25 protein-coding genes and 1 pseudogene are annotated in these 22,134 nt (G+C 65.7%); 13 read left to right on the top strand and 13 right to left on the bottom strand.

Features of this window, described 5'->3' with window-relative positions; translation table 11 throughout:
- Positions 1-83: 83 nt before the first annotated feature.
- Positions 84-461: a nuclear transport factor 2 family protein gene (locus AB0M74_RS17015; protein WP_366527184.1), complete on the top strand. Its 378-nt coding sequence runs from the start codon at positions 84-86 to the stop codon at positions 459-461.
- Positions 462-669: 208 nt separating this feature from the next.
- Here the strand turns inward: AB0M74_RS17015 and AB0M74_RS17010 are convergent.
- A pseudogene (locus AB0M74_RS17010) lies at positions 670-789 on the bottom strand (FAD-dependent monooxygenase); the annotation flags it as partial.
- A 103-nt stretch (positions 790-892) separates the two neighbouring features.
- Between AB0M74_RS17010 and AB0M74_RS17005 the strand changes: the two are divergent.
- The 5 genes from AB0M74_RS17005 (at position 893) to AB0M74_RS16985 (ending at position 5,013) form a co-directional block, all read left to right on the top strand.
- The gene (locus tag AB0M74_RS17005) at positions 893-1,078 is read left to right on the top strand and encodes a hypothetical protein (protein ID WP_366527183.1); all 186 of its coding nucleotides are present in this window, start codon (positions 893-895) and stop codon (positions 1,076-1,078) included.
- A gap of 376 nt (positions 1,079-1,454) precedes the next feature.
- Entirely contained in the window at positions 1,455-1,850 is a 396-nt protein-coding gene (locus AB0M74_RS17000) for a nuclear transport factor 2 family protein (protein ID WP_366527182.1), read from the top strand.
- A gap of 11 nt (positions 1,851-1,861) precedes the next feature.
- Entirely contained in the window at positions 1,862-2,737 is an 876-nt protein-coding gene (locus tag AB0M74_RS16995; RefSeq protein WP_366527181.1) for a TIGR03560 family F420-dependent LLM class oxidoreductase, read from the top strand.
- A 317-nt stretch (positions 2,738-3,054) separates the two neighbouring features.
- On the top strand, positions 3,055-4,212 hold the full coding sequence (locus tag AB0M74_RS16990) for a zeta toxin family protein (RefSeq protein ID WP_366527180.1): 1,158 nt from the start codon (positions 3,055-3,057) through the stop codon (positions 4,210-4,212).
- Between the two features lie 3 nt (positions 4,213-4,215).
- Positions 4,216-5,013: a zeta toxin family protein gene (locus AB0M74_RS16985; RefSeq protein WP_366527179.1), complete on the top strand. Its 798-nt coding sequence runs from the start codon at positions 4,216-4,218 to the stop codon at positions 5,011-5,013.
- Positions 5,014-5,499: 486 nt separating this feature from the next.
- Here AB0M74_RS16985 and rsgA read toward each other — a convergent pair whose 3' ends face one another.
- The 3 genes from rsgA to AB0M74_RS16970 all read right to left on the bottom strand — a co-directional run bounded on the left by rsgA (position 5,500) and on the right by AB0M74_RS16970 (position 8,380).
- The gene (gene rsgA, locus AB0M74_RS16980) at positions 5,500-6,504 is read right to left on the bottom strand and encodes a ribosome small subunit-dependent GTPase A (RefSeq protein WP_366527268.1); all 1,005 of its coding nucleotides are present in this window, start codon (positions 6,502-6,504) and stop codon (positions 5,500-5,502) included.
- Positions 6,501-7,811 (bottom strand): 3-phosphoshikimate 1-carboxyvinyltransferase, encoded by a 1,311-nt coding sequence (aroA, locus tag AB0M74_RS16975; protein ID WP_366527178.1) that lies wholly within the window; start codon positions 7,809-7,811, stop codon positions 6,501-6,503. The genes rsgA and aroA overlap by 4 nt, the downstream gene beginning before the upstream one ends.
- Positions 7,812-8,020: 209 nt before the next feature.
- Positions 8,021-8,380, bottom strand: a complete 360-nt coding sequence (locus AB0M74_RS16970; RefSeq protein WP_366527267.1) for a RidA family protein — start codon at positions 8,378-8,380, stop codon at positions 8,021-8,023.
- A 171-nt stretch (positions 8,381-8,551) separates the two neighbouring features.
- On the opposite strand from AB0M74_RS16970, the gene AB0M74_RS16965 reads away from it, so the two are divergent.
- Positions 8,552-9,526, top strand: a complete 975-nt coding sequence (locus AB0M74_RS16965; RefSeq protein ID WP_366527177.1) for a WYL domain-containing protein — start codon at positions 8,552-8,554, stop codon at positions 9,524-9,526.
- Between the two features lie 138 nt (positions 9,527-9,664).
- On the opposite strand, the gene AB0M74_RS16960 is transcribed toward AB0M74_RS16965, so the two are convergent.
- A complete protein-coding gene (locus AB0M74_RS16960) occupies positions 9,665-11,173 on the bottom strand; it encodes an aldehyde dehydrogenase family protein (RefSeq protein WP_366527176.1) in 1,509 nt (502 codons plus the stop codon).
- 181 nt (positions 11,174-11,354) lie between these two features.
- Here AB0M74_RS16960 and AB0M74_RS16955 point away from each other — a divergent pair, with 181 nt between their 5' ends.
- Positions 11,355-12,164: an SOS response-associated peptidase gene (locus AB0M74_RS16955; protein WP_366527175.1), complete on the top strand. Its 810-nt coding sequence runs from the start codon at positions 11,355-11,357 to the stop codon at positions 12,162-12,164.
- A 34-nt stretch (positions 12,165-12,198) separates the two neighbouring features.
- On the opposite strand, the gene AB0M74_RS16950 is transcribed toward AB0M74_RS16955, so the two are convergent.
- Positions 12,199-12,510: a hypothetical protein gene (locus tag AB0M74_RS16950; RefSeq protein WP_366527174.1), complete on the bottom strand. Its 312-nt coding sequence runs from the start codon at positions 12,508-12,510 to the stop codon at positions 12,199-12,201.
- A gap of 75 nt (positions 12,511-12,585) precedes the next feature.
- Entirely contained in the window at positions 12,586-13,080 is a 495-nt protein-coding gene (gene ybaK, locus AB0M74_RS16945) for a Cys-tRNA(Pro) deacylase (RefSeq protein WP_366527173.1), read from the bottom strand.
- 295 nt (positions 13,081-13,375) lie between these two features.
- Between ybaK and AB0M74_RS16940 the strand changes: the two genes are divergently transcribed.
- The 4 genes from AB0M74_RS16940 to AB0M74_RS16925 all read left to right on the top strand — a co-directional run bounded on the left by AB0M74_RS16940 (position 13,376) and on the right by AB0M74_RS16925 (position 16,293).
- Positions 13,376-13,999 (top strand): sigma-70 family RNA polymerase sigma factor, encoded by a 624-nt coding sequence (locus AB0M74_RS16940; RefSeq protein WP_328413341.1) that lies wholly within the window; start codon positions 13,376-13,378, stop codon positions 13,997-13,999.
- 20 nt (positions 14,000-14,019) lie between these two features.
- Positions 14,020-14,289 (top strand): mycothiol system anti-sigma-R factor, encoded by a 270-nt coding sequence (gene rsrA, locus AB0M74_RS16935; protein ID WP_366527266.1) that lies wholly within the window; start codon positions 14,020-14,022, stop codon positions 14,287-14,289.
- A 249-nt stretch (positions 14,290-14,538) separates the two neighbouring features.
- Positions 14,539-14,754: a biotin/lipoyl-binding carrier protein gene (locus tag AB0M74_RS16930; RefSeq protein WP_366527172.1), complete on the top strand. Its 216-nt coding sequence runs from the start codon at positions 14,539-14,541 to the stop codon at positions 14,752-14,754.
- A 24-nt stretch (positions 14,755-14,778) separates the two neighbouring features.
- Complete coding sequence (locus AB0M74_RS16925; protein WP_366527171.1) at positions 14,779-16,293, top strand: histidine kinase N-terminal domain-containing protein; 1,515 nt, start codon at positions 14,779-14,781, stop codon at positions 16,291-16,293.
- A gap of 636 nt (positions 16,294-16,929) precedes the next feature.
- Here the strand turns inward: AB0M74_RS16925 and AB0M74_RS16920 are convergent.
- Together AB0M74_RS16920 and AB0M74_RS16915 are read right to left on the bottom strand one after the other, a co-directional pair.
- Positions 16,930-17,184 (bottom strand): WhiB family transcriptional regulator, encoded by a 255-nt coding sequence (locus AB0M74_RS16920; RefSeq protein WP_011211115.1) that lies wholly within the window; start codon positions 17,182-17,184, stop codon positions 16,930-16,932.
- Positions 17,185-17,434: 250 nt separating this feature from the next.
- Complete coding sequence (locus tag AB0M74_RS16915; RefSeq protein WP_366527170.1) at positions 17,435-18,379, bottom strand: diacylglycerol kinase family protein; 945 nt, start codon at positions 18,377-18,379, stop codon at positions 17,435-17,437.
- Positions 18,380-18,470: 91 nt separating this feature from the next.
- On the opposite strand from AB0M74_RS16915, the gene AB0M74_RS16910 reads away from it, so the two are divergent.
- Positions 18,471-18,908 (top strand): hypothetical protein, encoded by a 438-nt coding sequence (locus AB0M74_RS16910; RefSeq protein WP_366527169.1) that lies wholly within the window; start codon positions 18,471-18,473, stop codon positions 18,906-18,908.
- 12 nt (positions 18,909-18,920) lie between these two features.
- Here the strand turns inward: AB0M74_RS16910 and nfi are convergent, their stop codons facing one another.
- The 4 genes from nfi to AB0M74_RS16890 form a co-directional block, all read right to left on the bottom strand.
- Positions 18,921-19,601, bottom strand: coding sequence for a deoxyribonuclease V (gene nfi / locus AB0M74_RS16905; protein WP_366527168.1), 681 nt, complete (start codon positions 19,599-19,601; stop codon positions 18,921-18,923).
- Positions 19,602-19,631: 30 nt separating this feature from the next.
- A complete protein-coding gene (locus AB0M74_RS16900) occupies positions 19,632-20,129 on the bottom strand; it encodes a GNAT family N-acetyltransferase (RefSeq protein WP_366527167.1) in 498 nt (165 codons plus the stop codon).
- Positions 20,126-20,737, bottom strand: a complete 612-nt coding sequence (locus AB0M74_RS16895; protein ID WP_366527166.1) for an acid phosphatase — start codon at positions 20,735-20,737, stop codon at positions 20,126-20,128. Before AB0M74_RS16895 ends, AB0M74_RS16900 begins: the two co-directional genes overlap by 4 nt.
- Before the next feature lie 132 nt (positions 20,738-20,869).
- Positions 20,870-22,108: a hypothetical protein gene (locus AB0M74_RS16890; RefSeq protein ID WP_366527165.1), complete on the bottom strand. Its 1,239-nt coding sequence runs from the start codon at positions 22,106-22,108 to the stop codon at positions 20,870-20,872.
- Positions 22,109-22,134 lie beyond the last annotated feature (26 nt).

Raw genomic sequence — 22,134 nt, 5'->3', positions numbered from 1 at the left:
CAGGCGCCCATGGACTCCGAGTCCATGGGCGCCTTCGCGTTGCAATACCGCAGGAGCAGCGGGTGCACCGCTAGGTTCGAGGTATGGATTGCAGCGCTGTCGAGGAGTGGGTCGCCTGCTACGAACGGGCCTGGCGGACGCCGGGGACGCGGGAACTGGGTGAGCTGTTCGCCGCCGATGTCGGGTATCAGATGTCACCATGGTCGGAGCCGGTGGTCGGGTTGGTTGCGCTGGAGGCGTTTTGGGAGGCCGGGCGGGATGGGCCCGACGAAGTGTTCACCATGCGGTCGGAGATCGTTGCGGTGGATGGGTCCACCGCCGTCGTCCGGGTTGCGGTCGAGTACGCCAGGGATCAGCCGTCGCGGTGGCGCGATTTGTGGGTTCTGCGGTTCGATCCGGACGGGCGTTGCGTGTGGTTCGAGGAGTGGCCATTTGCGCCGGGGCAGCACGACGGGCACTAGGCGAACCGCCGATACGCTGTAGCGATCAGCTATGACAAGCGGAATCCAGCCGCGAACCCTCGAAGTATTCGAGGGTGTGGGGGTGCTGCGCGAGGTGCTCGACGCCTCGATCCAGCTGCGCGGCCAGATCGTGTATGTCAACCGCGCCGAGGTATCCAGGATGGAGACCACCCTGCCCTACGCGTTCATCGGGCTTCCGCAAAAACGAGACCTCCGCGCCGACCGGCCGACGTTCGGCGTCATAACTCGCGAGCAGGCCCGAGGCGCCGACGCCGGTGACCGCCAGCGCGAGTTTCCACGCAAGGTTGTGCGCGTCCTGAATGCCGGTGCGGTGGTCCTCCCTCCTCTACGCCGACGACCGCACCGGTAGCGATGCGATCAGGGCACGGGAAAGCCTTGCGGATGCCGCCCGTCGTGCGGCACATGGGCGAATGGACGTATACCTCGTTGCGGCGCCGGGTGCCGCTGTCGAGGAGGCGGTGCTGCCGGTGATCGGTGACCGTGGTGCGGACTTCGCGCGCATGTACCGCGCCGAAGGCGGCGATGTCTATGTCGTGCGACCCGATGGGTACCTGGGCTTCGCTCAGCGGGCCGCGTTGGCCGACGATCTGGCCTAGTATCTCGGGTCCACTTTCCGCTGAGTAGGCGGCCGCAGGCGCTCCTGGCGGGTCCGACGGGCCATGGATGTGTTCATCGTCGGTTCTGGGTGTCCAAAGCGGCGTTGGCGGTAAGCGGCCATCGGGTCCGCGCCGAGTGCGCAGGATTGAATCGGGTTCTCGAAAATGATTGCAGGGCAGGATATTTAGCTGAGTGGCGGGGGGCGGATCCGGGTTCGGTGACTGTGCCGCGGGCTTTGCGCATGATCGGCAGCGCGGTCTGGAGTTTCTTGCGCGCCCACACGCCGGGTCGATCGAGCGGTCATGATTGCCATTGACGTATAGTAACTGTATTTTTACAGTGACAGTACGTCTGGACGATTAGAGAGCGGCAATCATGACGATCACCGATGACATCCTGGAACTGAGCGCGCGTTGGGCCGCGGCCGAACAGCGCGCGGATACCGCCGAACTCGACCTCATCACGACCGACGATTTCACCCTGGTCGGACCACTCGGCTTCGTCCTCGATAAACCGCGGTGGCTAGCGCGCTATCGTGCGGGTGGACTGGTCATCAAGGCGCTGACCTGGCATGACGTGACAGTTCGCGAGTACGGCAACGCCGCCGTCGCCGTCGGTGTGCACACCCAGGAGGCCGAATTCCAGGGCACGTCGGTCGACGGCTCGTTCCGTGCCACGCACATATTCGCCCATGACGGCCTGCGGTGGGCGCTGGCCGGAATGCATCTGTCCCCGATCGGCGCGATGCCGTTCCAGTCCCCCGCGAGCTGAGGAGCGCCGCGATGCGGGTCAGTATCAGCATGACGAACTTCACCGTGCCGGGCGGCCCGCCACGGCTGCGCGACTATCTGACGCGAATCGCGCGAGTCGCGGATGAGTCGGGCATCGATACGCTGTGGGTGCCCGACCATCTGCTTCCCGCCGATCCGATGAGTGCGATCGACGACGCCATGCTCGAGGCATGCACCACGCTGGGATTCCTTGCGGCACAGACGGAAAGGGTGCGCCTCGGCACCCTGGTCACGGCGGTGCACTTCCGCCCGCCGAGCGTGATGGTCAAGGCGATCAGCACCCTCGATGTGCTGACCGGTGGTCGCGCCCGGTTCGGTATCGGCGCAGGCTACCAACAGGATGAAGCACTCGCGATGGGGTTGTCGTTGCCGTCGGTCTCCGAACGCTTCGAGCGTCTGGAGGAGACGCTGCGGCTGGCGTGTCAAATGTGGGCAGGTGACACTGCACCGTTCGTCGGCGTCCACTACCGGCTGGAGCATCCGGCGAACAGCCCGAACGCATTGCGCCGCCCGCACCCGCCTATCCTCGTCGGCGGTGCGGGGGAGCACCGGACACTCCGGTTGGTCGCGCGATACGCCGATGCTTGCAATCTGTTCGACATCCCCGACCGCGGAAAGACGCTGCGGCACAAGCTCGCCGTGCTTGCTGAGCACTGCGCCGAGACCGGCAGGCCGTACGGCGACATCGAGAAGACCGTCACGACGGCTCTGGCGCCAGGGGAGTCGGCTATCGAATTCGCGCGCCGGTGCAAAGACCTGGCAGACTTCGGTGCCGAGCACATCGTGGTGATCACCCGCAACGTCCCGTGGACAGCCGGGACGGTGTGCGTCGCCGCCGCGGGCGCCGCCGCCGTGCCACAGCCGTAGCCCTACTCGTCGCGGTCGAGTTTCCAAGAGTCGTTGCAGTACCTCCAACGCGACCGAACCGCACGGCCGGCGTGACACCGTCACCCAACAAAAACCCCTGTACCAACAGATACGCACGTAAGAATCCGCTGATTGCGGTGAGGCCCTTCTCGGTCGCAATCACGGGCCCGACCGATGATCGCCGATCGCATGGCCACCCAGACCCTCGCGACGGCGCTGGGAGAAGGCGAGGAAGCTGTGCTGGGCAGGCCGAGGGCATTATTTTGCTGATCCGATCCGAAGAGATTGTGCAGGCAGTTCTTCAAGGCGTCCGAGACTTGAGCGGCGGCATTGCCAGAATGGCAAGGGCTGATGCCGAACACGTTATCCGTCCCCTGGCTCATGGAGCCGAGGACGCGGTCCGAACACTATCCGACGGAGACAAGGAGTTCCGCGGTGTTCATAGTATCGGTTCGGCAGACGTTGATTCCGGGTTAAGGATTCGGGCGGACGAGATTTCTCTCTCCGACGACGAGTTGAACGAAGTCTTTCGGCAGAAGGTCTATCCTAGGATATTCGGCGGCGAGAACCTGAGTAGCGTAGACAACCCCGAGGTGCTGGTCCTCGGTGGGCAGCCCGGATCGGGAAAGTCGTTTATGGTGCCTGACCTGCTCGCCTCGTTCGAAGGACGTGGTGGAGCCGTCTATATCGGGACCGCGGATACGTTTATGAAGTATCTCCCCCGATATGACGAGATCGTCGGGCACGACGATACCGCCACGCACCTGCTCATCGATGACGCCTGGAAACTGATGAGCAAGTGCGTAGATCACGCGACCGACAACCACTACAACGTGTTACTCGAACAGACCCTGATGAACCCCCGCGGAACAGCGCAAATGATCGGCCGCTTCGTAGAGAAACGGTATACCGCGACGGTGAAGACATTGGCGGTAGCGCCGCCTGAGAGCCGGTTGTCGACGCGCACCAGGTATATGGAGCAGCGAGATAACACGGGAGTCGGATTGCTGACTCCGTTGGAGATCCATGATGCCGGTGTCTCAGGGTCGGGGGAGACGATTCGAATGCTGCAGTCGGACAACCCTCCAGTTAACGTCCACGGCTTGGCCGTGTCGAGCCGCGAAGGGGACCTCTACCACATCGAGCGCGATGCGTCCGGAGAGTGGCCCGAGCCCCCCCGCGCCGCAGAGGTGCTGGAGGCCAAGCGTAATGAACCACTGTCCGCGGGGGAGTCGCAATCATTTAACGACCGGCTCGGGAATTTCCGCGACTGGGTTTCTCTGCAAGCTCAGGAGAATCCGCTGGATGCAGAACGCTGGGAACGTCTCGCGGGTGACGCCGACGTTATCGAACGGGATGCCGAACAGTGGGTTCAGGGCAAGACTCCGTCTCCGGCCGGCATGTCGGACACGGTCGACAGCGGTGCCGACAGGACAGAGGTTGGTAGTGAGGGACAAGACAGTAAGGGGCAATGAGGTATGGAACAGGATGACGGGCTGTACTACGAGTGCGCACGGGATATCATCATCAGCTTGATAGCCGGATATTCTGCGGCGCAAAGAGCTGTCGAGCACGGCGACCCGCCGGATGCACAAGCCGCTGGCCGGCACACGCTCCAGCGGCTCTATTATCTCGCGGCACTGCACGACCTCGACCAAGCGGATCAGGCTGAAGTCATCGATGTCATTCGGACCCATGGTCCGACAATTCGCGAGTTGCGAACGCAGACTGGAGGAAGGTCACTATCGAAACCCGCTGAGTTCCCGCTCAATGCTGTCGAGCGAGCCGCAATCTTCGATCAGAAGATCCTCCCCGAAATCGTTATCGGCACCCGAGAAAGCAATCCCCGGGCGATTATCGTCGGTGGCGCAGCGGGTTCGGGCAAGAGCAGCACGATCCGCAGGCTCCGAAACGACCGGGCAGGCGCAGCAGGTGTAATGATAGATCCAGATCTGTTGGCGGCTTACCATCCGGCGGATTGGGATTTGATATGGACCGGCGAGACGCGTACTCAAGATGCTGTAGTCGAGGATGCACGATCATGGGCGATGATGGCGCTGGACTATGCGATCGGATTGCAAGCCGACATTTTTCTGGAGACGGCAATCAGTAGTGTTGCCGCGATCAACGACTATGCCACCCTGTTAGGTGATGAGGGATACCGAGTGGATGTGCACATGGCGGTAGTTGCAGAGCCGGTCCGCAAATTGCACCTCTTGCTTCGGACACAATGCCGCCAAGGGAACTGGGAAGTATTGTTTCCATCGGGCACGTGAATCAGGGACAGCATGGTGCAGTAGCAGCGCAGAATGCCCTTTCTAACACTCGTTGTCGCAGTTGTTCCGGAGCGGCCTCGACCACTAGGTGCAGGATCGGGGTCGCTTGCTCGGGAACTCGACTTGCTGCTGCCGTTTATGAGTAGGTGCCGTACGAGAAAGGCGTAAGCTTCGCTCGGTACAGGCTGGATTCAATCGGTCGAACTTTCCTGGCAACATGAGTGGAACCTTTGTCCATGGCAACTGGTCATGAACGGTCTTGAACGCGCGACGATCATCAACCATTCCGCATCGCCGTGAACCGCCTCGACCTTATGCGTGATCGCGGTGATCTGCTTCGTAAGCCAGATTCGTACATAACCGCGCCAGCATGATCGTGCGAATGATGCGACCGAGCTCACGGAAGGCGGTAGAGGCGGTTCGTGTGCGAGTGGTTGCCCAGTCGGTGCAGCAGAGTTGCCGAGGCCGCCCGGCACTCCCGAATTCTCACTCGCCGCGGTCGAGTTTCCAGGAGTCGTTGGAGTTCAAGGCGGTGAGCAGCAGGCGGATCGCGGCTACTCGGCGCTCCTTGCCCGGCAGTAGGTCGAGAGCGCATTCGGGGTCGGTGGGTGGACCCAGATGGGTGCAGCCGCGGGGGCAATCCTCGATGGCGGCCGCCAGGTCGGCAAAGGCGGAGATGACGTCGTCGGGGGTGATATGGGCGAGGCCGAAGGAGCGGACGCCCGGAGTATCGATGACCCAGCCGCCCGCGGACAGGGGCAGCGCGACGGATTGGGTGGAGGTGTGGCGGCCCTTGCCGACACCGGAGACGATGCCGACGGCCCGATCCGCTTCGGGGACAAGACGATTCACCAATGTCGACTTGCCGACGCCGGAATGGCCGATCAGCGCGGTGAGGGTGCCGTCGAGGAGTTCGTTGATCGGGCCGAGCGGATCATCGATGCCGCCATAGACGATGGTGAGGTCGAGATCGTCGAAGGCGGCCGCGAATTCGGATTCGGCGGCCAGGTCGTGTTTGGTCAGGCACAGGATGGGTTCCAGCCCACCGGCATACGCGGCGACCATGGCGCGCTCGACGAAACCGGTGCGCGGTGGCGGGTCGGCGAGGGCGACCACTATGAACAGCTGTTCGGCATTGCCTACCACGATCCGTTCGAAGGGGTCGGTGTCATCGGCGGTGCGGCGCAACACTGTTCGGCGTTCGGAAACACGCACGATGCGCGCGAGGGTGTCGGGTCTTCCGGACAGATCACCGACCACGTCCACCTGATCGCCGACCACGATCGGAGTGCGGCCGAGTTCGCGGGCCCGCATCGCGACGATCGGTCGATCCGGGTCACTGCCGAGCACACAACCCCAGCGGCCGCGGTCCACCGCGACAACCATCGCGGATTCCGCATCATTGTGCTGCGGACGGGTTTTCGTGCGGGGACGAGAACTCTTGCCCGGGCGCACCCGGACATCGGATTCGTCGTACTCGCGACGCCTCAGCGTGCCGCTCCCTGGTTCGAGAATGTCGGATCGAGCATCTGCTCCCACAGCGCGACGAAACCGGGCAGCGTCTTCGCTGTCGTGCCGATGTCCTCGATCTCGATACCGGGCACCCGCAGTCCGAGAATCGCACCCGCCGTTGCCATTCGGTGATCGGCGTAGGAGTGCCAGACGCCGCCGTGCAGCGGGGCCGGGATGATCTCCAGCCCGTCCTCGGTCTCGGTGACATTGCCGCCGAGCCGGTTGATCTCGGTGGACAGTGCCGCGAGGCGGTCGGTCTCGTGGCCGCGCAAATGCGCGATACCGCGCAGCCGGGACGGCGAATCCGCCAGTGCGGCAAGGGCTGCCACGGTGGGGGTCAGCTCGCCGACGTCGTGCAGGTCGATGTCGATGCCCGCCAGGCGCTCCGGGCCGCGCACTGTGAGCACGCCGTCGAAGCGGCTCGTCTCGGCGCCCATGCGCACCAGGATTTCCCGGATCACATCGCCGGGCTGGGTGGTGATCCGCGGCCAATGCGGAATGCGTACCTCGCCGCCGGTGATCGCGGCGGCGGCCAAGAACGGTGTGGCATTGGACAGATCGGGCTCGATATCCCAATCCACCGCGCGAATCGGCCCCGGCGCGACCGTCCAGGTCTGGGCCTTGCGACTGTCGGCTGGAGCCTCAACGGCGACATCGGCCCGCCGCAGCATCTCCACGGTCATCTCGATATGTGGCATCGAGGGCAGCGCCTTGCCGTCGTGGTGCACGATCACGCCCTCGTCGAACCGGGCCGCCGACAACAGCAGCCCCGACACGAACTGGGAGGACCCCGACGCGTCGATGGTGACCTTGCCACCGCGCAACGCGCCCTTGCCGTGCACGGTGAAAGGCATCGCGCCGCCGTCGATATCGGCGCCGAGCCTGCGCAGTGCCTCCAGGATGGTGCCCAGCGGCCTGGCCCGCGCCTGCTCATCGCCGTCGAACGCCACATCGCCGCTCGCCAGCGCCGCCACCGGAGGCAGGAACCGCATCACGGTGCCGGCAAGGCCACAGTCGACAGTGCCGCCGCCCAGCGGCGCGGGTGTGACGGTGAGCGTGTCGCCGTCACCTTCGATGCGAACGCCCATGGCGCACAACGCACCGATCATCAGATTGGTGTCGCGGCTGCGCAGCGCGCCGGAGATCGTCGAAGGGCCATCGGCAAGGGCGGCCAGGATCAAGGCCCGGTTGGTAATGGATTTAGATCCGGGCAAGGTCACGGTCGCGTGCACAGGGACATCGACATGGGGCGCTGGCCAGAAACTCACCCGTCCATCTTCGCCCATCGCGCACTCGGACACGCGGGCGGTGTTGATTTTGCCGCGCCCGCCGCGCCTGCGCTTCGGCCGCTCGGAAGCGAGACCGGCCGCGAACTCTAGTCGTCGCTGGGCTGGACGTGGTGACGGCACGGGTGAGCGTGCCGCGGGCGGTTGGCTGTCCGGCCGGTGTAATACTCGCCGCCTCCGGCAGCTCTACCGGAGGCGGCGAAGTGGCATCACTCGACGGCGGTTGCCTCGAGCTCGACCATCTGGCCAGGGATCGCCAGCCGGGTGACCCCGAGCATCGTGGTAGTCGGTGACACCCCGGAAGCGCCCAACCGCGACGCCAGCACGCCGTAGTGCTGGAAAAGCAGATCGACGTCGGTGGTGTAGACGTTGAGCCGGACGAGGTTCGCCAGGGACATGCCGGCTTCTGCGAGCACTGCCTCCACGTTGTCGAGGCTCAGCGCCACCTGCGCGGCCATGTCGCCGGCATGTTGGGGCTTGCCGTCGCCGCTCATCGCGGTTTGCCCGGAGCAGTACAAGGTTCGGGTGTGCCCGGAGACGAGCTCTCCCTGGTTGAACCCTATCTCCATCGACCACGTCACCGGGTTGACTGCCGTTCGTTCCGCCACCACATCAGCTCCATTCGATTCGTTGAAGTACGTACGTCCATCGGCCCGGTAGCTGCTGTCTGTGACGCCGTGGTGGTAAGCCTCCCAGCGAATCACGACATCCTGTGTCGTGTATTCGATAGAGTTTTTCGTATGCGCGCCGACCGGTTGGTGTCGCTGGTGCTGTTGCTGCGCCAGCGTGGTCGGCTGACGGCAACCGAGCTGGCCGACGAGTTAGAGGTGTCCACCCGCACCGTGTTGCGCGACATCGAGGCGCTGTCCGCGGCCGGTGTCCCGGTTTTCGCCGAACGCGGCCGGCGCGGTGGTTTCGCGTTGCTACCTGGGTTTCGGACCGAGCTCACCGGGCTCAACCACGACGAGGCGCTTGCCTTGCTGGTCGCCGGATCGCGGCGTGGCGCGCAAGCATTCGGCCTCGGCTCGGCGCTTGCTTCGGCGATGCTCAAGGTGGTTGACGCGCTACCCGCAAGCTATCGGGACACCGCCGCTGACGTGGCCGAGCGTTTGCTCATCGACCCAGAGACCGATCTGCTGTCGCGTCGGCTGGCCGCTGAGGAGGTGCCCGCCACCATATTGGCCGAGGTCCGGCGGGCGGTATTCGCCGGAAACAAGCTGCGCATCCACTACGCCGCCCTCGACCAGACCCCGAAGTGGCGCACGGTGGACCCGATCGGCCTGGTCATCGTTCGCGACAAGGGCTACCTGCTGGCCACGAGATCTGGCGCGGACCGCACCTACCGGCTGTCGCGGGTGTTGGCCGCAGAGGAACTTCCCGAACCGGCACAGCGACCGGACCGGGTCGATCTGGACCTGGCCTGGCAGGAACGCAGCACACAGTTTCGGACCGGCGGCGACCACATCGCCGTGCTGGTACGGGTGCACCCCGCGCGCAGGGAGGATCTGGTGAGCACCGCACTGGCCGTCCGCACCGAGGAACCCGACGTGAACGGTTGGCTGCGGCTGGAGGTGACCTTCCAAGATTCACGGCATGCCGAATGGGCGCTGTGGCAGCTCACCACGGACGCGGAAGCCCTGGCCCCGCGTTCGTTGCGTACTTCCCTGCGCAACCGCGCCGCCGCGATTGCCGCCCGCTACCGAGAGTCATCCTGAGGGCGGCCGCGGTCGGCACCGCCGCCGAGCTTGCCACTTTGTTCGGGTGCTGTTGGGTCATCTCGGCACCTGCCCGCTCGGTGAGTTGGCCGCCCGGCCACGGGCTTGTCGGTGGCCGGGCGGTTTCCAGGAATCGGCTTACTTGTGGCGGCCGTGGAGGAACGGGACGAGCTTGCGCAACAGCTTCATGGTGGAGTCGGTGCGCGAGTAGCTCAGCAGCGCCATCCCGGGGATGGCGAAGCGCTGCACGGCGATCGAGTGCGGGCGGGAGAATTCGCGCAGGCCGGGCTCGCCGTGAATGCGGCCGATGCCGGAATCGCCGACGCCGCCGAAGGGCAGGCCTGCGATGGCGGCGAAGGCGAGCACGGAGTTGACCGAGGTGGCGCCGACGCGCAGCCTGCGGGCGATCTCCAGGCCGTTCTTCTTGGAGTACACCGCAGAGGACAGGCCGTATTTGGATTTGTTGGCCAGTTCGACCGCCTCGTCCACGCCGTCCACGGTGCGGATGGTGATGGTCGGGCCGAAGGTCTCCTCGCACACCGCTTCGGAGTTCTCGTCCACATCGACCAGCACCACCGGCTCGATGAACGGTGCCTTCACCGATTCCGGCCCACCGAGGACAGCGGTGCCACCGTTCTTCAGCGCGTCCTCGATATGGCGGCGCACGATGTCGACCTGGCTCGGCATGGTCATCGGGCCGTAGGCGGCACCCGCGCCGGATCCAGGCTTGATGTCGGTCAGAATGCGCTTCACCTCGGCGACGAATGCGTCGCGCACCGAGCGATCCACGTACACCCGCTCCACGCCCGCGCAGGTCTGGCCGCTGTTGGCGGTGGCGCCCCAGGCGACAGCGTCAGCGGCGGCGGTGATGTCGGCGTCATCCGCGACGATCACCGCGTCCTTGCCGCCGCATTCCAGCAGCACCGGGGTCAGCGAGTCCGCTGCCGCGGCCATGATGCGCTTGCCGGTGGCGGTCGAGCCGGTGAACGCGAGCTTGTCCACACCGGACTTGACCAGCGCGGCGCCGGTCACGCCGAAGCCGTTGATGGTCTCGAAAACGCCTTCCGGCAGTTCCGGATTGGCCTTCTTGAAGGCCTCGGAGAGGAAATTGCCGATGCTGGTGGAGAATTCGCTCGGCTTGAACACCACGGTATTGCCCGCGGCGAGCGCGTAGGCGATGGAGCCGTTGGGGGTGTAGACGGGGTAGTTCCACGGGCCGATCACGCCGACGACGCCCAGCGGGCGCTGCTCGAGGCGGGCGGAGAAGTTCGACATCAGCAGGCCGGGCGAGATCTTCTTCGGCGAGAGGATCTTCTTGGCGTTCTTGGCTGCCCATGCGATGTGCTCGAGTGCGAGCATCAGCTCCAGGAAGGCGTCGTCGAGCGGCTTGCCGTTCTCTTTGTGGATCAGCGCGCAGAACTCGTCGGAACTCGTGACCAGCTGGGTCGACCAGCGCAGCAGGTGCTTGCGGCGCTCGTCGAAGCTCAGCGTCCCCCAGGTCGCGGCGGCGGTGCGAGCCTTGGCCACCGCCGCGCGCACCGCGTCTTCATCGGCGACGGTGTGCGTGGCGATGACCTCGCCCGTGGCAGGGTCGACCGAGGTCAACGCGGTGTCTGGCGCGGCAGGGGTGGTCTCGATGGTGGTCACGGTGGGTTTCTCCTCTTGCCGGTAACGGCGGCCGGACGTGGCGATCGGTGCGCATGCCGGAACGAGCAACATAAGTTACCGCCCATTCCTTGAGAGAATGCTATGTCAGAACTCTCACAAGGTCACCTACTGCCTACCAATTGTTCCCGACTCTGTCGGCCCTCGGTGGGAGTATCGACATATGTGCGGACGATATGCGACGACCACCGATCCCGGCCGGCTTGCCGTCGAGCTGGACGCCATCGATGAGACCGATGCCGGAACCGACGCGCGGACAGGTGGCTTCACCAACTACAACGTCGCGCCGACCACTCAGGTGCTGACGGTCGTCGAACGCCACGAGCACGGAAACAAAGACGACGATCCGCGGCTGCGGATCCGGCGAATGCGCTGGGGCCTCATCCCGACGTGGACCAAAACCGCCGAGCCCGGCGTTCCGGTCAAGGGCAAGCCACTGTTCAATGCCCGGGCCGACAAGGCCGCCACCACCGCATCGTTCCGCGACGCGGTGAAGTATCGGCGCTGCCTGGTGCCGATGGACGGCTGGTACGAATGGGTCGTCGAGCCCGATGCGCTCGCCGGGGCCAAGGGGAAGGTGGCCAAGCATCCGTTCTATATGTCGGCCGCCGACGGTTCCCGGTTGTACATGGCCGGTCTGTGGTCGGTGTGGCGCGATCGAGCGCAGCAGGCGAGCGAGCCGCTGTTGTCGTGCACGATTCTGACCACGGACGCGGTCGGCGACCTGACGCGGATCCACGATCGGATGCCGTTGCCGATGCCGAGGGAGCACTGGGACGCCTGGCTCGATCCGGACCATCCCGCACCCGCCACCCTGCTGGAGACCCCCGGTATCGACGCCGTCGCCGGCATCGTGGCACGGCCGGTGCCGGATCTGGTCAACAGCGTGCGCAACAACGGTCCGGAACTGCTGGCCCGGGTATCGGGTGCCGCGGCGGACACCGAACAGGCCGGGCAGATCAGCCTGTTGTGACCGCCCGGCCTATCGGTGTGTCGCTAGCGGTGATTCAGAGCTGGCACTTGACGCTGGGCGTTGCGATATTCAGCCCGCACTTGATGATGCCGGTGATCAGATCGATGACCTTGGTGGTGACACCACCGCCGAGTTTCTCAGCCTTATCAGCCTTTTCATCCCGCTTCGGGGTGCCCTCTCTGCTCGGTGCGTCGTCGGCGCCGAGCCCATCGAACGGGAAGTCGGCGATCTGAGTCACCGAGGGAAGGTCCGGCGCGGCCGCGGCCCCGGGAGCTTGTAACGCGACCGAACCACAAGCTAGGACCAGCGCACCGAACAGGGAGACGATCATGGTGCGCAGAGACATTTCGCATCACATCCTCGGGTCGGACGAATCTGGGTCCGTCCAGTAACGCACAGATAGCCGGGAATTCGGGTTCGATTACACCGATGTGACCGGCGCGGTGACCGCATTGGTCAGCCGAACCAGATCGCCCGGCGCCACCTCGATCTCGAGCCCCCGCCGCCCCGCGCTGCACAACACCCGATCCCAGGTCAGTGCGGAGGCGTCCACCACGGTGGGCAGCAGCTTGCGCTGCCCGAGCGGTGAGATGCCGCCGAGCACGTAACCGGTGACCCGTTCGGCCTTCGCCTTGTCCGCCATCGCCGCCTTCGGTGCTCCGAGCGCCGCGGCAGCTGCCTTGAGCGACAACATATTCGGCACCGGAAGCACCGCGACGGCCAGGGTTCCCGTCGACAGCTCGAGCACCAGGGTCTTGAAGATCTGCGCGGCGTCGAGGCCGAGTTCGCCTGCCAGCGCGTCGACCGCCTCGGTGCCATAGGAATCGGCGCGCGGGTCGTGTGGGTAGGCGTGCACATGGTGGGCGACTCCGGCCTTGGTCAAGGTGCGGATCGCCGGGGTCGAGGCTCCTGCCATGGCGGACACCTTAGTTGCGTGACGGCACAGGCGGGCAATGGCTTTTCCGGGCAATGGCTTTTCGATGCCGTGACGTTGCCGTGGGAACACAGCCGGGGCCGAGTCTGTTGACGCAAATACACAAGCAGCCTTGTGCACGACGCAAAGGAGAAGTCGGGTGCCCGTTCTGATCGAGGAACGTCCGGTATGGACCGCGGTGTCGCCGACGAATGACCGGTTCCCGTTCGAAATGCCGCTGCCGGTAGATTTGGCAGGTACGGCGATCGAAGGGACACGTGTGACGAGCGACGACGATGTGGTGACCGACGGTGAGGTCGGCGCCGCGGTCGACGAAACCGCGCTGGCGCAGCGGTTCGAGCGGGACGCGCTCCCGATGCTCGACCAGCTGTACGGTGCCGCGCTGCGCATGACGAGGAACCCGGCCGACGCCGAGGATCTGGTTCAGGAGACCTACGTCAAGGCATTCCAGGGATTCAAGTCCTTCAAAGAGGGCACCAACCTGCGCGCCTGGCTGTACCGGATCCTGACCAACACCTACATCAACTCCTACCGCAAGAAGCAACGTCAGCCCGCGCAGTACCCGACCGACGAGATCACCGACTGGCAACTGGCGGCGACCGCCGAGCACACCTCACAGGGTCTGCGTTCGGCCGAGGTCGAGGCGCTGGACGCGCTGCCCGACGACGACATCAAGGCCGCACTGCAGGAGCTGCCGGAGGAGTTCCGGATGGCGGTGTACTACGCCGACGTGGAGGGCTTTCCGTATAAGGAAATCGCCGACATCATGGGTACCCCCATCGGTACGGTGATGTCCCGGTTGCATCGCGGTCGTAAGCAGCTGAAGGGTTTGCTCGCGGACGTGGCGCGTGAACGTGGATTCAACCGCAACGAGGCGGAACGCCAGGAGGTCAAGCAGTGAGTACGGAGCGCGACCCCGATATGGAGCTCGACTGCACTGCGGTGCTCGCCGATGTCTGGCTGATGCTCGATGGTGAATGTGACGCCGCGACCCGCGCTCGGTTGCAGCATCACATGGATCACTGCTCGCCCTGTATCGAGGCCTACGGCATCGAGGAGAAGATCAAGGGTCTGCTGAGCCGCAAATGCGGTGGCGACCGCGCACCGGACTCGCTGCGTGACCGGCTGACCGTGGAGATCCGCCGATCGGTGACGATTACCCACGAATCGCCGCACGCGACCGAGTCCTGATCGCGGGCGACCCCCGAAACGACTGAGCGGCACGCTCTTCCGTCCTGGAGGAGCGTGCCGCTCGTGTTCTGTCAGCGCAACGGCTCAGGCGTTCGGCCTCTTGCCATGGTTTGCGGCGCTGCCCTTGCGGCTGCGCTTCTTACGACCACGCTTACCCATCGGTAGTCTCCCTTCTGTTGAAGGCCATTGTTTCATGTGTGGTTGGCTGTACCCGCAGCGGATGCAGCGCCGACGAGTGAATGGGGTGTCATGCCTGAGGAAGTGCGCGCGGAGATGGTGTCGACAGTGCTCACCGTCGAAGTGGCAGTGGGCGACAAGGTGGAACAGGACCAGACCTTGGTGCTGCTCGAGTCCATGAAGATGGAGATCCCCGTGCTCACCGAGATCGACGGTGAAGTCACCTCGATCGTCGTCGTGCCCGGTCAGGTCCTACAGCAGGGCGACCTGATCGCCGTCATTTCCTGAGCGAACCGAAGCGGTAGACCGAACATGGCGACACTGAGCGAGCTCCTTGCCGAGCACACCGACCTACCCGGCGTCGCAGTAGACCATCTGCAGCGGGTGGTGGGGGACTGGCAGCTGCTCGCCGATCTGTCCTTCGCCGATCTGCTCCTGTGGGTCGGTGCGGGTCCGATCACCGATGGCGCGGACATCGTCTGTGTCGCGCAGTGCCGTCCGACGACAGCGCCCACCGTGCATCCGGAGGATCGGGTGGGTGGGCTCGCCCTCCAGGCCGACCATCCGCAGGTGTTCGACGCATTGGTGACCGGCAAAATCGTGCGCGCCGACAGCGATGCCGAGGCCGAAGGGGTCTACCACCCGCATCCGGTGCATGCCATTCGTGAGGCCATCCCGGTGCGGTGCGGCGACGATGTGATCGCCGTGCTGAGCCGCGACACCGATCTGCAGCGTTCCCGGGTGCGCAGCACCCTGGAGATCGCGTATGTGGCCTGCGCGGACGACCTGTGCCAAATGATCGCCGACGGCACCTTCCCGACCACGGAGGACCGCGCCGCGACGCACTCCAGCCCGCGTGCGGGCGACGGCTTCATCCGCCTCGACACCGAAGGCATCGTGGTCTACGCGAGCCCGAATGCCTTGTCCGCTTATCACCGTATGGGTCTGCAGGCGGATCTGGCAGGCCAGGATCTCGCTGTCACCACACGGTCGCTGATCACCGATCCGTTCGACGCGCAAGAGGTGGTCGGCGATATCCAGGCCGCGCTCGCAGGCCGGACCGGGCGGCGGATGGAGGTCGAGGCCCGCGGGGCGACCGTGCTGCTGCGCACCCTGGTGCTGCGCCCGCACGGTGAGCTGGCCGGTGCCGCGGTGCTGGTGCGGGACGTTACCGAGGTCAAACGCCGCGACCGGGCATTGCTCAGCAAGGACGCGACCATCCGGGAGATCCACCATCGGGTCAAGAACAATCTGCAGACGGTGGCCGCGCTGCTGCGGCTGCAGGCGCGTCGCACCGAGAATGAGGAGGCGCAGGTCGCGCTGACCGAGTCGGTGCGCAGGGTCACCTCGATCGCGTCCGTGCACGAGATGCTGTCGATGTCGGTGGACGAAGAGGTCGATCTCGACGAGGTCGTCGACCGGCTGTTGCCGATCATGGCCGATGTCGCCACCGTGCACACCGCGCGAATCAAGGTGCGCAGGGCGGGCTCGCTCGGTGTCTTTTCCGCGGAGCGGGCGACGCCGCTGGTGATGGTGCTGACCGAGCTGGTGCAGAACGCCATCGAGCACGCCTTCGATTCCGGCGAGAACGGTTCGGTGACAATCCGTTCCGAGCGGTCGGCGCGCTGGCTGGATGTGATCATCAGCGACGACGGCCGCGGGCTGCCGCCCGGCTTCAGCCTGGAATCCTCCGACCGCCTCGGCCTACAGATCGTGCGCACCCTGGTCACCGCCGAACTGGGCGGTTCGATCGGCCTGCACCCCGGCGCCGACGTCGGCACGGACGCCGTGCTGCGAGTCCCGTTGGGCCGCCGCTCTGGTCGCTGACCTGAACGGTGACATCAACCCCGACGATCCCCTTGGCAATCAACAACTTTCGATCGCTCCATGATCAACATTCGGTATTCGCAACTCGCTTCACGATCGATGCCGGCGCATCCACCAAGGTCGCGGGCAATCCCGCTACCCCCCAGCCACGAGGACGCCTTTCGGGCGAAGTGTGCGCGCAGGCACCAGGGTTTAGCGGCCTGTCCCCCTCCCGCACCGGCCGAAGCGCATCCACCGAAACCGTAGGATCGCCACTGGTGCCCCACCAGGTCTGTTGCCACCTTTCGCGACCGAACCGCGCGGTGCCTGCCACCCACAACGGCCGAACGCATCCATAAAGTCGCGAGTTCAACGACCAACACCCCCACTCGGCACGATGACACCTTCCGAGCGAAGCGAGATCCAGCACTAGAGTTCGCGGCCCGTCTCGCTGCCGAGAGGCCGAAGCGCATGCGCCGCAGGCGCGAGTCTCGGCCTCTCGGCAGCGAGACCAAGGGGGCCGCGAACCCGCAGCGCCGCAGGCGCTGCCAAAAACACAGCTACAAAAACAAATCAGCCCGGCACCTCGGAAGGTGCCGGGCCCAATGCGTTACCGGTCCGGGCTGAATGGCCCGGTAACGCTGGTCGCCTCGAGAATCAGACGACAGTGCGGGTGCGGGTGCGCGCGTTGCGACGCTTGAGCGCGCGGCGCTCGTCCTCGCTCATTCCACCCCACACGCCGGCATCCTGCCCGGACTTCAGGGCCCAGGACAGGCAGTCGGCGGTAACGGGGCAGCGAGCGCAGACCAGCTTGGCATCGGCAATCTGCGCGAGCGCAGGACCACTGTTACCCACCGGGAAGAACAGCTCGGGGTCCTCGTCGCGACAGATGGCCTTGTGGCGCCAGTCCATTCCTCTGCTCCTTTGCTGGGCGCCGAAAAGGGCGCCTACGGTTTGTGGATCGTTCACTTGTGCGACTCGAATGTTTCCGCACGGTTGCTTGTGAATGCTTTCACGAACACCGTAGATGTCAATAGGTATCTGGTGCACCGTGGGGAAGCTCACGCTCTCAAGGTTCCCCTAGGGGAACCTGCCGGGTCCTTTGTACTCGCTCTACCCGGTTTTCGCAGCGCAAACGCGATGTTTTGCGCGCGTTTCGTGCTCAGGAAGGTCGCGGAGCGACGACGGCGAGCACGTCGGGCACAGCTGTGAAATCCACCATGTTGCGTTTTCCGATAAAATCGCCATCGATTTGCAGGCCGATGGGCTCTGTGGCGTGGATCCGCACCGACGGAACATCGTCCTCGCGAAACAGGTTGCGAGACTTGGGGTTTCCATTGGTTGCCAGCAACTGGCGCGCGAGCATCAGGGTCGGGACCACCGCCATCGACCGCACCGCGAACACGCCGAGGCCCGTCTCGAAGGTGGTGCCGGGGTTGGTGTGCACCGGCGTGGAGTTCAGGTAGGTCCATGGACTGGCGTTCGTTACGAATGCGTAATGGACACCGTCCACCGGTGCGTGTCCTGGGATCTCGATCCGGACGCTCGGCTGCTTGCCTTTTGCGCGGAAGAATTGGCGCACGGTGGTTCGGACGTAGTGTCCGGGCGTGGCCGCTCGGCCGTTGGCGCGGCTGGCGTCGATCGCCTCGCACACATCGGCGTCGAGTCCGACTCCGGCGCTGAAGGTGAACCAACGGTCATCGGCGATGCCGAGACCGATCTTGCGGTCGCGGTCGAGTGTGAGCAGATCGATCAACTGGTTGGTCGCGGTCACCGGATCCGGCGAAATGCCGAGCGCCCGCGCGAAGACATTCGCCGATCCGCCCGGGATCACGCCGAGCCGAGGCAGCCATGCCTGACCGTCGTTGAGCTCGGGCAATGGCAGGAAACCATTGATGGTTTCGTTGACCGTCCCATCGCCGCCGTGCACGACGATCAGATCCATCTCATTGGTCGATGCCCACTGGGCCAATTCCGCCGCGTGCCCGCGATGCTGGGTGTGCGCAACGGTCAGCTGAGTCCGGCTCTCCAGGGCGTGTGCCAGCAGATCCCGTGTCGCCGGTGTAGTCGAGGTGGCATTGGGATTCACGATCAGCAACGTCCGCACTCTTCAAAGCCTAATCGCGCGCTGACCGAGACGGTCCGGCGACAGCCTTGCGCTCGGGCGCGCGCCGGTGGTGGCCGTTTAGGCTTGGCGCGTGGCTGAGACCGACAAGGGCGAGTTTTCCGGTGTGCCGACCACGGTGCGCGGTGCGGGTGGACTGGTGACACTGGAGGGCGGCGCCGCCGTGGTCGCGGCGATCGTGCTGGTGGTCCGAGGGCTGCTCGGGCATGACCAGAGCGCCACGAGCGGGTACGGCACCGCGGCGTGGTTCGGCATCCTCGGCGGCGCCGTGCTCGCCGCGGGCATCGGGTTACTGCTCGGCCACCGCTGGGGCCGGGCGATCGCGGTGATCGCTCAGCTGTTGTTGCTGCCGGTCACCTGGTCGTTGCTCACCGACTCACACCAGCCTATCTACGGAGTCCTGCTCGGCGTCGTGGTGATCGCCGCACTGGTGCTGTTGTTCGCGCCGCCCTCGTCGCGATGGATGGCACAGGAGTACGGCATCGATAATGACGGGCCGCGGACCGGATAGTGGTGGTGCCGCTCAGGCTCCGGTGGCGGTCCGCAACGCCTGCCGACAGAGCTGATCGGCCTGCCGAGTCGTCTCGGGTTGCCGGTAGCGCGGGGCGAGCGCAAGGACCTGGGCGCAGGCGGTGTCCAGGTCGATGAGATGGCCGACCGATACGAAGACCGGCTTGACCCCGCTCCTGGTACGCAGCACGCGGCCGACGATCTGCCCGTCGATGGTGATGTCGGCGGTCGCGCCGCGTCGGTGCGCGGGCTCGGTGTAGTCGCCCCACGCCGACTTGGCCACACCGATGGTCGGCAGTTCGGTGAGTACGCCGACGTGACAGGCCAATCCGAACTGTCGCGGATGGGCCAGGCCCTGGCCGTCGCAGACCAGCAGATCCGGTGTGGTGGAGAGCTTTTCGAGCGCCGCGAGGGTGGTCGGCAACTCGCGGAACGCGAGCAGGCCCGGCACATAGGGGAAGGTGACGGTGCCGTGTGCGACCGCGGTGTCGACGGGTTCCAGTGTGGTGCTGTCCAATACGACTACGGCGGCGGCGAACCTCCCGTTGTCGTGATAGGCCGAGTCCAGCCCGGCGACGGTCCGAAACTCTGCTGTAGCAAGATTCTCCGTGACAACCGACGGGCGGAGCTCGTCCTGTATCGCCGCTGCCTCAGCTGCTGTGGTCGGCCACTCGGCCGGGGCGCTCACCCGCATGTCGGTCCTTGCTCTCGCCCCGCTGCGCGACTAGTTGCCGCCGCGCCCGAGTGCGTCCAAAGCCGCGCCCTCGAGCCGGTAGCCGACCCACTCGTCCTGTCCGACGGCGCCGAGCGACTTGTAGAAATCGATGGACGGGGTGTTCCAGGTCAGCACCGCCCAGTCGACCCTGCCGTAACCGTTGGCGACGGCTTCCTCGGCGAGCGTGGTCAGCAGCGCCTTGCCGTACCCCTTGCCCCGGGTCTCCGGTTTGACGTACAGGTCCTCCAGGTAGATGCCGTGCACACCCTTCCACGTGGAGAAGTTCAGGAACCAGATGGCGCAGCCGACCAGTCCGGCGTCCTCCTCGACCACGTGAGCGAACAGCGCAGGCGTCGGGCCGAAGAGCGCGGTGTGCAGCTGCTCGGTGGTCAGTGTGCACTCATCTCGTGCCTTTTCGTACTCGGCGAGGTCATAGACCAGGTCGACGAGACCGGGCACGTCGGCGGGCGTCGCACGGCGGATGACGCCGTTGCCGGATCGAGTCACAGGGGTGCTCCGTTCGGTGCGGGAACGAGGTTGTGCGCCAGGATGGTTCGCACGTCGTGTTCGTAACCGAGGACGCTGATCGCCCCGGTCGACATGGTGAAGCGGCGGCCCTCCCTGAGGTCCAGCTCGGCCCAGCGGGTGATCAGTGCTCGAGAGAAGTGTCCGTGCCCCACCAGCACGATATCGCGTTCGGCCAGTGCGGGTTCCACCGAGGTCAGCACCCGGTCGGCCCGCGCGCGCACCTGGTCGGCGGTCTCGCCGCCAGGCGCCGGACCGGTCCAGATGGTCCAGCCAGGGACGGTTCGGCGGATTTCCGCGGTGGTGCGACCCTCGTAGTCGCCGTAGTCCCATTCGGCCAGATCGTCGTCGACCGCGGTGTCGGTGAGCCCCGCCAGCGCGGCGGTGTGCACGGCGCGTTGGCGTGGGCTGGTGAGCACCAGCGGAGCGCGCAGCTTCAGCTCGATCAGCAGCTGACCGGCCCGGCGGGCCTGCTCTTCGCCGTGCTCGGTGAGCGGCAGATCGGTGCGCCCGGTATGGCGGCGCTGAGTCGACCAGGTGGTTTCGCCGTGCCGGAGCAGCACGAGCCGGGCGTCATCGAGTGCAGACATGGTTGCTTCCCGCCTCTTTCGCGTCTTCAGGCCAGACTAGCTACCGCGACGGTGGCGTGGGCGGCCGGCGGTGCGGTCTCGGGTTGTCGGCCGGTACCCGGTGGGCTACCCATGTGCTCTCGAAACCGGTCGTCACTGGCCGAGGGCGTACAGCTGCGTGCCGCGCTTTTCCAGCACCGTGGTGCCGAGCACAGCGAGCGAGATGGGGGCGTTTTCGGAGCCCTGGCGAAGCACCGGGATGCGGGCAAGCTCGGTGCCCGAAGCGGGATCGACGGCGGCGAGCCCTCCGGCTACCGGAACGAGCAGCCTGCCCGCCATGAACGCGGGTCCGCCGAGGGCGTTCGGAATGGTCCACAGTGGGTCGAAAGTGCTAGCACTCAGCGCGATCACGCTGTTGCCGGTGAAAACGAAGAAGGCCGAGCTGATTCGGGTTGTTGTCGCCTTGTCGGTCAGCGGCGCCGAAAGTTGGTGCACCATAAGCGGATTACCGGTGCCGTCGTAGACGGCGAGGCGAGGTGTCGTGGCTTCCACGCCCGGGGCCACGGGCCCGCCGGGTAGGTACAGCACAATTCGGTTGTCCGACACCGCGATCACCCGGGCGTCGGCGGAATCGGTGCCCGACCCCGTCAGCACGTGTGAGCCGTGCTCCTCGGGAACGGTGTTGTCTTTCGGTGCCGGGTTGAGCACGGTCAGCCGGTTGGCCGGGTCTTCCGGGCAGCGTTCCAGCACCGCGACTCGAGAGGCGCTCGACCCGGCCGACAGTAGGGAGCAACCCTTGCGTGGTTGAGTTTTCACATTCACCGGCGCGTCGACATAGCCGTATTCGAGGGTGCGCACCAGATCCGAGCGCCACATCTCCAGCCGCTGCGGTCCCTTGGCGAGCACGTAGGTGCCGTCGACGGACAACTGCAGTGTCTCGTCCATGTAGCTGCTGCGGGCGGTGCGCCGCGAACCGTCCTCGCCCGCGAGCAGGGTGGCTTGGCTGCAGCCCCGCTGATCCCGGTACACCGCGATCACCGTGCCGAATTGCGACTCCACCCCGCACAGGGGCATGTCGCGTCGATACAGCCACAATTGCGCACCGGTCTGCGGATCGCGGCCGACGACGATGCCGTCGTCGCCGGTGACCACCGCGCCACCGGCGACGAGGGCGCGTGCCGTTGCCCCGTCGGGCGCGTGCCACAGTTCGTGCAGAGTGGTCGGCAATTGGTCCGCGGCGGGCGGGGTCGGCACGGGGTGTTCCGCGGTCAGCGATTCGGTGCCGATGGCGTCGCCGCGCGCCCACACCAACGCCGCCGCGATCGCCACGAGCACGGCGATCGCGACTGCGGAGATGATGTCGGCGCGCGTCCGCCGCTCAGGTGCGAGCACGATTGCGAGAGTAGCGGATCCGCCGG

The organism is Nocardia sp. NPDC051463, from assembly GCF_040681975.1.
GTDB lineage: Bacteria > Actinomycetota > Actinomycetes > Mycobacteriales > Mycobacteriaceae > Nocardia.
This window is presented reverse-complemented; position numbering and strand designations above follow the sequence as displayed.